This window comes from Olsenella sp. Marseille-P4559, from assembly GCF_900605015.1.
Classification (GTDB): domain Bacteria; phylum Actinomycetota; class Coriobacteriia; order Coriobacteriales; family Atopobiaceae; genus Tractidigestivibacter.
Window position 1 is genome coordinate 44,577 of the sequence record NZ_LR027575.1, and the last position, 10,016, is coordinate 54,592.

At 60.0% G+C, this 10,016-nt stretch carries 14 protein-coding genes; 3 read left to right on the forward strand and 11 right to left on the reverse strand.

The annotated features are described in order from the left end of the window. From E0E00_RS11730 to E0E00_RS11765, 8 genes are all read right to left on the reverse strand, one after another. Window positions 1-556: DUF3592 domain-containing protein (locus E0E00_RS11730; protein ID WP_207302757.1), on the reverse strand; the 556-nt coding region annotated here is incomplete at its 3' end. 37 nt (window positions 557-593) lie between these two features. After that, a complete protein-coding gene (locus E0E00_RS11735; protein ID WP_130812736.1) occupies window positions 594-1,190 on the reverse strand; it encodes a DUF3592 domain-containing protein in 597 nt (198 codons plus the stop codon). Between the two features lie 73 nt (window positions 1,191-1,263). Continuing rightward, complete coding sequence (locus E0E00_RS11740) at window positions 1,264-1,596, reverse strand: hypothetical protein (RefSeq protein WP_130812737.1); 333 nt, start codon at window positions 1,594-1,596, stop codon at window positions 1,264-1,266. Between the two features lie 10 nt (window positions 1,597-1,606). Further along, complete coding sequence (locus E0E00_RS11745) at window positions 1,607-1,906, reverse strand: DUF4176 domain-containing protein (RefSeq protein WP_130812738.1); 300 nt, start codon at window positions 1,904-1,906, stop codon at window positions 1,607-1,609. A 66-nt stretch (window positions 1,907-1,972) separates the two neighbouring features. Next, window positions 1,973-3,406 carry a hypothetical protein gene (locus E0E00_RS11750; protein WP_130812739.1) on the reverse strand — a complete coding sequence of 478 codons (1,434 nt, stop codon included), beginning with the start codon at window positions 3,404-3,406 and terminating at the stop codon, window positions 1,973-1,975. 48 nt (window positions 3,407-3,454) lie between these two features. After that, entirely contained in the window at window positions 3,455-3,745 is a 291-nt protein-coding gene (locus tag E0E00_RS11755; protein ID WP_130812740.1) for a hypothetical protein, read from the reverse strand. Between the two features lie 44 nt (window positions 3,746-3,789). After that, on the reverse strand, window positions 3,790-4,071 hold the full coding sequence (locus tag E0E00_RS11760) for a barstar family protein (RefSeq protein WP_165443690.1): 282 nt from the start codon (window positions 4,069-4,071) through the stop codon (window positions 3,790-3,792). A gap of 8 nt (window positions 4,072-4,079) precedes the next feature. Further along, complete coding sequence (locus E0E00_RS11765) at window positions 4,080-4,550, reverse strand: ribonuclease domain-containing protein (protein ID WP_207302758.1); 471 nt, start codon at window positions 4,548-4,550, stop codon at window positions 4,080-4,082. 153 nt (window positions 4,551-4,703) lie between these two features. Here E0E00_RS11765 and E0E00_RS11770 point away from each other — a divergent pair, with 153 nt between their 5' ends. The 3 genes from E0E00_RS11770 (at window position 4,704) to E0E00_RS11780 (ending at window position 6,142) form a co-directional block, all read left to right on the forward strand. Beyond that, complete coding sequence (locus E0E00_RS11770) at window positions 4,704-5,687, forward strand: DDE-type integrase/transposase/recombinase (protein WP_130812742.1); 984 nt, start codon at window positions 4,704-4,706, stop codon at window positions 5,685-5,687. Next, window positions 5,687-5,878 (forward strand): IS3 family transposase, encoded by a 192-nt coding sequence (locus E0E00_RS11775; protein WP_130812743.1) that lies wholly within the window; start codon window positions 5,687-5,689, stop codon window positions 5,876-5,878. The genes E0E00_RS11770 and E0E00_RS11775 overlap by 1 nt, the downstream gene beginning before the upstream one ends. A 66-nt stretch (window positions 5,879-5,944) precedes the next feature. Next, window positions 5,945-6,142 (forward strand): hypothetical protein, encoded by a 198-nt coding sequence (locus E0E00_RS11780; RefSeq protein ID WP_130812744.1) that lies wholly within the window; start codon window positions 5,945-5,947, stop codon window positions 6,140-6,142. 143 nt (window positions 6,143-6,285) lie between these two features. Here the strand turns inward: E0E00_RS11780 and E0E00_RS11785 are convergent, their stop codons facing one another. The 3 genes from E0E00_RS11785 to E0E00_RS11795 are packed head-to-tail and all read right to left on the reverse strand — an operon-like array spanning window position 6,286 to window position 9,255. Then, window positions 6,286-8,034 (reverse strand): DUF2326 domain-containing protein, encoded by a 1,749-nt coding sequence (locus E0E00_RS11785; protein WP_130812745.1) that lies wholly within the window; start codon window positions 8,032-8,034, stop codon window positions 6,286-6,288. After that, entirely contained in the window at window positions 8,025-8,264 is a 240-nt protein-coding gene (locus E0E00_RS11790) for an ABC-three component system middle component 6 (protein WP_130812746.1), read from the reverse strand. Before E0E00_RS11790 ends, E0E00_RS11785 begins: the two co-directional genes overlap by 10 nt. Then, entirely contained in the window at window positions 8,251-9,255 is a 1,005-nt protein-coding gene (locus E0E00_RS11795) for an ABC-three component system protein (protein WP_130812747.1), read from the reverse strand. The genes E0E00_RS11790 and E0E00_RS11795 overlap by 14 nt, the downstream gene beginning before the upstream one ends. Window positions 9,256-10,016: the final 761 nt, after the last annotated feature.

Here is a 10,016-nt window from a genome sequence, read left to right on the forward strand (position 1 = left end):
GGGCGGCCAGCCCTATCACCCAGATGCGGAGGTTCATGATCCCCACCCGGTACCTGCGCACGGGCCTCTGCACGTAGGCGCGCGAGGGGTCGGAGGGGTCGTACCACACGTCCACGCCCGACCCCACCGGGTAGAGGGCGGAGAGCGCGCTCATGGCGTACCAGCCGTCGTTGGAGCGGGTGTCCACGAGCCTGTCGGCTATGGCCGGCCCCCTGAACGTCCTCGGCAGGCCCTCCCTGCTCGTGCAGTTGCACCTCATCCCGGGCGCGAAGGTGCCGGACTCGAACCTGGGGCCCTCCACCTCGTAGCGCACGCCCCCGACCTCGTAGGCGCACCTGGGGATGAGGTTGTTGCCGTAGGCGACGTGGCCTCCGCCCACGACGGTGCCCACGGCGTGGGCGGTGCAGCCGGCCGACTCGTCCTGCCTGCGGAGCATCCAGGCGAGCGGCACGGCCAGGGCGGCCGCGAGGGAGAGCATGACGATCGCCGTCAGGCGCATCTCCTCGGGCGATGCGCCGGCCGCGAGGAAGTGCGCGATTGCATGTGCGTCTGGCATATCGTCCTCCCACTCCCAAACCCTCATCGCACGGCAGTCATGCCGAGAAGATCGATATCCAGAGGGTGACTGTCCCCAAAGCGGCCAGCCCTATCACCCAGATGCGGAGGTTCATGATCCCCACCCGGTACCTGCGCACGGGCCTCTGCACGTAGGCGCGCGAGGGGTCGGAGGGGTCGTACCACACGTCCACGCCCGACCCCACCGGGTAGAGGGCGGAGAGCGCGCTCATGGCGTACCAGCCGTCGTTGGAGCGGGTGTCCACGAGCCTGTCGGCTATGGCCGGCCCCCTGAACGTCCTCGGCAGGCCCTCCCTGCTCGTGCAGTTGCACCTCATCCCGGGCGCGAAGGTGCCGGACTCGAACCTGGGGCCCTCCACCTCGTAGCGCACGCCCCCGACCTCGTAGGCGCACCTGGGGATGAGGTTGTTGCCGTAGGCGACGTGGCCTCCGCCCACGACGGTGCCCACGGCGTGGGCGGTGCAGCCGGCCGACTCGTCCTGCCTGCGGAGCATCCAGGCGAGCGGCACGGCCAGGGCGGCCGCGAGGGAGAGCATGACGATCGCCGTCAGGCGCATCTCCTCGGGCGATGCGCCGGCCGCGAGGAAGTGCGCGATTGCATGTGCGTCTGGCATATCGTCCTCCTAAAGATAAGGGAAATTGCAGCAACAAAGTTAGGCATCGTCGAGCATCCAAAAGGGGCATGGGTTAGGCACTATTGATAATCTCAATCCCAACTTGTGCATACATCCTGTCTAGACTCTCTTCGAGGTCGAAGCGAGTGGTGTTGATCTGGCTCTCGAGTGAGGAAAGCTCGTCGGGGAAGTATCTTCCCAAGACGTACGACAGCTCTTCGATGTCGGAGAGCACATGCCTTGCCGACGATTGGACTTGTTCGTTTGCCGCGGCTACGTTGTTACGAGCGGCAACAAGCTCGCCAATGTGCCTCTCGGTATCGGCGCGTGTCCTGCTCGGGAGCACTTCTGACGAAGAGTTGGAGTGTGCGTAGTGCGCATTCGCACCAGCGATTGCCTCTGGCATCGTCACTCGATCATCGTGCCACGATGTTGCCATCGTTGTCGACATAGAGTTCCCCAAGTTGGCTGAGCTGCTTCTTGAAGGCAAGCTCCTCCTCGTCCTGGAACCCAATGAAGAAGACGGTGTCAATTGCGCTGTGGTCAAAGAAGTAGAGGGAGTCCACACCGGTCAGCCCCTCTGGGAAGAGGCATCCCGAATAGTCGTAGACATGCGTGTCACCACGTCTGGCCTGCACGCGGCCGGTAATCATAAGGCGCTTGTTGCCATCTTTGAGAAGGACAACGGATCCAACTGGTAGGAGGTCCTCGTACATTTCAACCCGTCCTTTCTGACTGAGCCCAGCGTGTTCAAGGAAACTAGATAGTGCAGGAATCGCAGGTTAATGGAATACGCTGTTCCAGCATTTTACAGAGTAGTCCTTCACTGCGGCAGGGAAGCCACCCCAATCGATATTTACGGATAAGCCAGCGCCCACACCTGCCCCTGCCCCGATCTCGAAACCCGCCGAGTGCCGGGTGACCTCTCCTCCAGCCTTAACGCTTGCTCCTCCGGCCCCTCCCTCGGCCTTGACATCTAGCTTTATGCCGAGGACGGTGACTCCCCCAGAGAGTTCGCCTTTCACGGCGTAGGCACCGGCCTCGGCCTTTGCCGTGACCCCGCCTGTATCAATTCGAGCGTTTGCTTTCGCCTCGGCGGTACCAATCTTGAAATTACCGTTGATATGCGCATTATTGTGCTTGTCGCCAGCTTGTGCGTTACCGCTAAGCTCGACAAAAGATCCAGAGGCTTCGGCACCCGCATAAAGGCTGGGACGAATGTTCCCTTCGTCATCGAAGAGAGTACCGCCAAGCTCTCCCTTTGCCGCTCCCGTAAGAAGTTTTCCCTCTGCGTCCGCCTTCGCCCCATTGGTCTCTAGGGCGGCCTTTCCATGCAGCCACGTATATTCACCCTGTATATATGCGCCTGCTTTCGCTTCTGGTTTCCCCTCTCCGGTAAGCTTGAACTTTCCAAATGTTCCCGCTTTTGCGGTGATGTCATTTCTTGCCCCGCTCAGCGTTCCCTTTACGGCCCCAACGCGAAGGCCAACCGACTGCATGTCGGATTTCTTGAGCGTCACGTCATTAGTCAGCAGGTCACCAACGGTCTTAAAACCTTCGTAGAGCTTGGCTTGGTCGACAGGGAGATACGCCTCGAGCCCCCGCACTCCCCATGAGTGGGTTGCGTTGTAGGAGGAGACTGAGAGCTGTGCCGTATCGAATGGCGCTCGATCCACCCCCTCGTAGATGCGCTGGGCTGCCACTCCGTAGGCGTCGTAGGCCTCTAGGACCGACTCGTAGTGATGGATGATGAGGTTTTGTGCCTCGATCAATAGTGAGTAGTAGGCACTGATTGCAGAGTCGTCTATGGTGATGACGCTGCAGAGCACGCTTGCCCTATTGAGGTTGTCGATGGTCTCGTCGCGCTCGTCCTCAAGTCGACGGATTTCCTCCCGGGCCTGGTCAATGCGGTCCTGTGCCTCGTCCGTATCAAGGACCCCAGGGCTTGTCTCCGGCAGACAACCAATCTCGGATGCATTGTCCTTCTCTGCCTCCCTGAGTGACTCAAAGAAGACCTTGTACGCATGGAGAACGGGAACCTGTCCGCGAATCTGGGAGATAAGTGCCAGGGGCGCCTTTCCTGAGAAGCCCGCGAGGTGGATGCTGTTGAATTTGTCTATCTCTGCATCGCAGCGGTCAATCTGCTTGTCTAGCTCGGTCACGTTCCTTTCAAGCACATCTGTTGCAGCCGTTTTATTGATTCGCATGAACTTCACCGGACTTCATACCGTGGCGGGGTGAGACACTTGGAGACGAGCGCCCAATCAAGCCGTTGGCTGGCTGGAGAGCATGTTGCTTGCGGCAGCGTTGTCGGCCTCCTGCAGCTGGGCGTATATCTGGTTGACCGCGTCAGCGTTGCTGGAGACGGTCTGCTCCCACTGCGACAGGGCAGTTGGAATCTCCGCGCACACATCGTCATGAATCGCCGAGGCGGGGACCTGGACATCGTTGCAAATCTCCGTGAGGGTGAAGCTGACGAATTCAGCCTCGTTGCTCATCAGCTCTGCGACAGCAGATTGGGCAGCGGTGGCGCTGGCGATGATTGGAACCCCCATGGCTCCCCCCCAAGGTATCGATCGATAGGATTTTTCGACTCACTTTAGCACTTCTCGTACATCGTGAGATGCACGTTGGGGTTTTCCAGGGCTACGCGAGCAACCACCGCGCAAAGCGTCCCAAAGAAGGCGCGGCGCTTGGGATCGGGGTCATCGCGGTAGCGCACCACGTCGACGCGGGTGCTCTCGGTCATGTCGCCAAGGCAGTCCTCAAGGGCTGCGAAGTTGTTGCCAAAGTAGTCGGGGAACCGGAGCTTCTTTGCAATCTGCTGGAATATCTCCTGCTCGGAGGTGGGGCCCGCCTCGCGGATCTTCACGGTTGCCACGTCTTCTCCTAATAGAGCTGCTCGAAGGTCTGGTAGTGGTCTGGCGTGTAGTATATGAGCCCATCGTTCGAGTACACGATGCGCTCGGCTCCTCGCCTTCCACCCTGATAGTTTATGTCACACTCATGCCATGTTCGATCTGGGGCGTCTGGCAGCAAGTGATCGTCGTTGTAGAAGACGCTTCCGCCGATGCTCTTGCCGGGGCACACCTCGTCAAGATTGCCCTTCTGCGGGTCCCAACCGGCCTTGCGCGCCCTTGTCTTTGAGATGAAGTTCTGTGGCAGCTCCCCATAGGTATGCAGGTAGAGGGCTACGTCTTCCTTGCTCGTGTAGCTGCCGTCCCGCTCAATGGCGGTGGCGGAGGACGAGACGCCCCCCTCGCTTGCCCCGGTTTCGCTGCAGGCGAGAAGGGCAGCGCCAAGTGTGGTTGCCAGCAGCACCGCCAGCAAGATGTGAGCCATGTTGCGAAGCTGTCCCAAGCAAAGGCCTCCGTAGTCGTGTGTGTCTTCGCGATTGTACACTGCCAGGGCTCGCGGCGTCCTCCTAATGTGGCTGGCCAAATCTAGACACGCTTGAGCCACGGCTACCGAAAGCCCTAGGATGTGCCGTGAGGCGCGGAAGGGCTAGGCGACATGAGCAAGACGACCAGGAAGAAGTACGACCCGAGGCTCAAGACGAGGGTCGCGCTCGAGGTCTACAAGGGCGAGAAGGTCCCGGGCCAGGTGGCGAGCGAGAGCGGCGTGGCGCCGTCGCTCGCGGCCGAGTGGCGCGACCAGCTCCTGGATGAGGGCGCCGCCGACGTCTTCGGCAAGGCCCAGAGGGCGCGCGAGGGGAAGGCGAGGGAGGAAGCCGCGAAGAGGGAGCACGACGAGCTGCCGGGGACGATCGGGCAGTCCGCCGTCGAGCGCGACCTCCTCCGCCGGTCTTGCGGCGGGTGCGGCCACGACCCGGGAGAGGCGCCTGGCGGCCGCCGGCGGCCACGACGGCCTCACGCGCAGGCACGCCTGCGAGCTGCTGGGCGTCGCCAGGAGCAGCGCCTACTACGAGCGCGGGGACAGCGGCAGCGCGGCCCCCGCGGACGACGAGCGCCTGATGGCCGAGAAGACCGCATCCACGTGGACAACCCCTCCTACGGCGCGAGGGAGGTGGCGCTGGTCCTGCGCACGGAGGGCCTCGAGGCGAGCCGCTGGCGCGTCACGCGCCTCATGCGCGCGATGAGCGTGCGCCCCTGCTGCCCGCTGCCGTCGCCCTCGAGGCCGTCGAGGGCCTCGAGGAGGTTCCCGCACCTGCTGCGCGGCAAGAGGGCCGACTTCCCCGACCAGGTGTGGTCGACCGACATAGCCTACGTCCAGATAGGGGGGCGCCACATGTGCCCGACCGCCATGGCCGACTGGCACAGCCGCTGCATAGTGGGCTGGAGGCTCTCCGACACCATGAGGGAGAAGGAGGTCATGGCCTGCGCGGAGCGGGCGTTTGCCGAGCACGGCACCCCCTCGGTCACGAACTCCGACCAGGGCTCGGTCTTCGGGTCCGACGCCTACGTGGGGCTCTTGGGGGGCAACCACGTCACGCAGGGCATGGGCGGCACAGGGCCCGCTGGAGGGACAACGTGCTGATGGAAAGGCGGTTCAGAAGCCTGAAGCCGGAGTGGCTGAGGACGCACGAGTGCTCCACGCCCAGGGGGCTGGAGCGTCTCGTGGCCGAGTTCGTGGGCTACCACAACGACCGCCGGATCCACCAGTCGCTGCTGGGATGCGAGACGCCGGCGGACTGGTATTACACCGGCATCAGCCGGAGGGTGGCGTAGCGGGATGCGGGAAGGCTAGGATGGGGACACCATCAGGCAGGGGCTTTCGGTAGCAAGAGCAAATCCGTGTCGAACGAACTCAGCCAGTTCACACCGACACTACCCACGCGCATGGTGGCCGGCTGGAGCATGCGGGACAACATGGGGGCAGGACTTGTCGTCTCCGCCCCCAGGATGGCATATTCGTGCGGATACGTGGCCGGAGGGGCCATATTCCGCAACGACCGCGGCAGCCAGCACGCGGGCGCCGAGCTTGCCGCATGAGCTACCGCGCACGACATGAGGCTCTCCGTGAGCCGAACTGGCATCTGCCACGACAATGCGGTCGCTGAAAGATTATGTGCTCAGGCACATAAGGACTCCTTGTGGGCATTGTAGGAGGTGCGAGGTTCAGGCTCTTTCATGGCCTAACTACTTTTCACCGAAGGATGCCCCTCGATTTTGAAGAACTTGTCTTCCTGCGAGAGGGAGAGCACGACGAAGTCGGGGTTTTGAACCAGTTCATCGGGCAGCTTGTCGCGCAGCATGGAGATGATCACCTGGACATTGTTATCCCGCGCCACCTCGTCAATCTTTCTGAGTTGGTTGCCATGGACCAGTTCCTTCTTGTCATTCAGAACAAAGTGCAGGCAGTCGATGCCCTCCTCGTCTGCAAAGCGCGTGTAGGCGATGTCAAAGCAGAGCGCCTCACCCTGCTTCTTGCCCGAGCTTATGTTCGTGGCGTCGACTCTCAATGAGAAGTAGGGGACCCCGCTTTTGTCCGTCTTGTGTTCCGGTCGCACGAAGTAGGTCTCACCGTAAAGTGTCTGCGAAACGAGGCCGAAGGCTCTGTTCAGGACGGAAAGCCTCTGCCGTATCTTTTCGTCCTGCCCCGCCTCTTCGCCCTGCCGGTCTATCTCGGCGATGCGCTCGTCGATGTCCTCCAGCCTGGCGTGGGACTCCCTCAGCTGCTTGAGCAGCCCTTCCAGCTCACCCTTCTGCTGGTATTTACCGTTTATCTCCACGAGCAGATCCTCGGCCTCCTTGGAAGAGATTTTGGAGGAGAGCTCGCCCGAGACCTTCTTGTCCTGCTCAAGGAGTGCATCCAGGTCTTGACGAAGGCCTTTCTGACGCTGCCCTAGCTCTGGAAGGTCCCTCTTGATGAACTTGGCACGCTCCTCCAGCATTCCGTTATGGAACGCGACCAGCTGCTCGAAAGACTTCTGGATGGACGGCACCAAGGCAGAAGCCTCGTCATACAGGAATCTGAGCTGTTCCACATCGACGGTCGAGCGCGCGTCTTCAATCGACCGTTCTGCGTCATGGATAAGCCCGATGCGTATCTCCACCCGGCTCAACTCCGAGCGGAGGCGGGCGATACGGATGGCCAAGCTGTCGGACTCGGTGAGGAGGTCTGCGTAGTTCTCAGCAACGGCGAGGTGTGATCGTTTGTCTTCAAGGGCGGCTATCTCGTTGTCGAGGACGTCAATCGCCGTCTCATAGAAGCCTTCGTCCCTGCCGGGGCTCACCTTCTTCGCAAAGGCGAACTCCTCCTTCTTCTTCAAGGCCAGACGCTGTTTTTCGGCCGCGTCCTTTTCCGTGCAGCCCAGCATGAACAGGTAAAGCGGCTCGTACTCGACCCCTGCCGTGTTCTGGCGCAGGAACGCCAGAGTGTGCGAGAGCGCCCAGTCGTCGATGCGGATGTTGTGGCCGATGACTTGACGGAAGGTGGGCTTCTCGCCAATTGGGAGGGAGGGGAAGAGTTCTTCCGAAAGGAGGTTCAGGAACTCCTTGGCCGGCGTCTGTGTGCCGTTGATGGTCCTTATGCACTGCTTGCCTTGCAGGAAATTGCGCTCGACCGTCAAGGTTTCAGGATTCGCCGATGACAGGTCGGCAACGAGCTCGAGATGAATCAGGACGTGCTTGACCCTAAGGTAGTCCTTCACGAGCTGGTAGACGTTTCTTGGGTTCTCGGGATCGGCGTAAATCGGCTTGGCCTCCGCACCGAGGCAGTAGTCGATGAGCCTCAGCACCGTGGTCTTGCCCACATTGTTGCCAGTGGCGGTGGATTGCGCGGACTCCGGTGTGTCATCAACGATGAGATTGAGACCAGGGCCAAATTCGATGTCACGGAGCATACCGTCCACCGATGACACGGCAAGGCGCTTTATGAACATAGCCTGATCTCCCCCTCTTCGTTCTTTTCGACAGCGCCCAGGAGGAACAGCCAGTCAATGCCAAGTTGGAAGCTCGTGGGCGAGATCCTATATTCATCTCTGAGTGCGTCGTACACCGTTTCCGCCTGTGTGAACCCGCCTTTTCCTCTGGACCTCGAAAGCGCGTCCAGAATCCATGCGCCAATGCAGTAGAGCATATCCTCCGGCCTTGAGTCTCTAGCGAGGATCATGGTCGACCCCGCTCTTCTTCGCAGGCTGCATGAGAATGTCAGGCCCTTTGTAAATCCGGCAGCGCATGAACGCATCTACGAGGACGATATCGATGCAAAGCAACCTCGTGGCATCGTCTATGCGTGCAATATCCCCGTCATCAGAAATCTGCCTTTCAAGCGCATCCTCCAGAGCGAAGAATGTCTCGTAAGGGTTCTGGCTGGCGAGGTGCGCCTTCACATACTCGCCGTTCAGCATATTGAGCATGGCGAGTCGTCCATTGGTGCCAGATTCGTCGTAGACTTGGTAAATCGTCTCCAGATAAGGCGTGTACGCCGAAACTTCCTGAATGTGGCTCTCTAGCTCACCGAGACTGTTTGCCCGAATCTTCGCGATAATCTCGAAAGGCACCGGGTCCTTCCAAGGCTGTTCTTCGAGATGTCCTTTTGTCAGGAGGGTCTTGACCACCGCAGCTAGAGCAGAGGGTACTTTTTCGAGATTGACCGAAGCAACGCCTAGCTCTTTTTCAACAATGCCGGCAGCATGCTTGAGGTCATCAACCTGAAGGGATTGGAGCTGCTTCACGAGCCGAGAGACGTCGATGATGTCGCTGCCCATATCGAAGGCAAGACCTTCTGGAACATCATTGTCTTTCATGGGCTGGTACTTCGGGGCCTTGGCGACTAGGAACATGAACTTGACCGAATAGCCTGCATATTTGGGGAGATCGATCTTATCTAGCGATTTCTTGATCTTTCCCCTCGACGCGTCCTTACTCACCTGCACGAAAATCTTACGTCCGCCATCGACCAGGTCATAGCCAGGCGTGTTTGCAACCGAATCGTTGGCGTCTACGAGTTGCCAGCCATAGGCGCAGTTGAGCAGGTCGCGAAAAAAGTATTCGGACAGCACCGCAGAATCTTGCAGATTGCCGGAGCCGTCAACCTTAAGTGAGTCGCAGTGCACAACGAGAAGCTGCTTTATACGCTTGATCAACAGCTCTCGTTCCATCATCGTCCTCCCCTCATCTATGGCTTCCTACAGTATCGAGAATATTATCACCTGCAATGCTGAGAATATTATCACCTGCAATGCTCCATTTGGGGGTCAGGAGAGAAATGGCACTGCATGCGGCAGGTGTGGCCGCTGCTCGCGAGGCTGGCGGAGATTGCATGGCTCATGGGGTCGGAGGAGACCGGGTGAGCTGCAATCTTTTGGTGGACAGGGGAACGGCGGGAACTTGCAGCGGTTATCCTCTGCACAGATGCCCACCCCACCAATACCAGCAGATCCTTCGTCTCGCTGGGACATGGCAGGAGGAAGCCATCAGCCGCAGGAGCGACCTGCCGCCCGGTTTCAGCAGGCGCTGCTGAAGCGCAATATGGACGGTACTGAAGCCCAATAACCGACTATCGGCCGGTCGATGCCGGAGCACGACAACCGCAGTGCCGATACGGGCTAATACTCAGGTAGATATTACGAAGTAATGCCAACGTCCCTCTCCAAAACGCTAGCTTCACGCCTAATCACCTTGTTCAAAAGTGCCGAGATTTCCTCATCTTTATAATCTCTCGTATTTATGCCGGCGGATTGTCAAGCTGAGTGCAACAGCTCCCGGTAGACCTCGTTGGCTGTCCTGCATTTCAGGACCCTCCTCGGCCTGTCGTCGATCAGGTCCACCGCATGCTGGACCTCCTCGTCCGTGACCCTGCCGAAGTCGGTGCCCTTGGGGAAGAGCTCCCGCAGGGGCCCGTTGGCGTCCTCCACCGTCG

Excerpts from the sequence above, each read along its gene's own strand:
- E0E00_RS11735 (WP_130812736.1), bottom strand. The coding sequence starts at position 1,190 with ATGCCAGACGCACATGCAATCGCGCACTTCCTCGCGGCCGGCGCATCG.
- E0E00_RS11740 (WP_130812737.1), bottom strand. The coding sequence starts at position 1,596 with ATGCCAGAGGCAATCGCTGGTGCGAATGCGCACTACGCACACTCCAAC.
- E0E00_RS11745 (WP_130812738.1), bottom strand. The coding sequence starts at position 1,906 with ATGTACGAGGACCTCCTACCAGTTGGATCCGTTGTCCTTCTCAAAGAT.
- E0E00_RS11755 (WP_130812740.1), bottom strand. The coding sequence starts at position 3,745 with ATGGGGGTTCCAATCATCGCCAGCGCCACCGCTGCCCAATCTGCTGTC.
- E0E00_RS11770 (WP_130812742.1), top strand. The coding sequence starts at position 4,704 with ATGAGCAAGACGACCAGGAAGAAGTACGACCCGAGGCTCAAGACGAGG.
- E0E00_RS11775 (WP_130812743.1), top strand. The coding sequence starts at position 5,687 with ATGGAAAGGCGGTTCAGAAGCCTGAAGCCGGAGTGGCTGAGGACGCAC.
- E0E00_RS11785 (WP_130812745.1), bottom strand. The coding sequence starts at position 8,034 with ATGTTCATAAAGCGCCTTGCCGTGTCATCGGTGGACGGTATGCTCCGT.
- E0E00_RS11790 (WP_130812746.1), bottom strand. The coding sequence starts at position 8,264 with ATGATCCTCGCTAGAGACTCAAGGCCGGAGGATATGCTCTACTGCATT.
- E0E00_RS11795 (WP_130812747.1), bottom strand. The coding sequence starts at position 9,255 with ATGGAACGAGAGCTGTTGATCAAGCGTATAAAGCAGCTTCTCGTTGTG.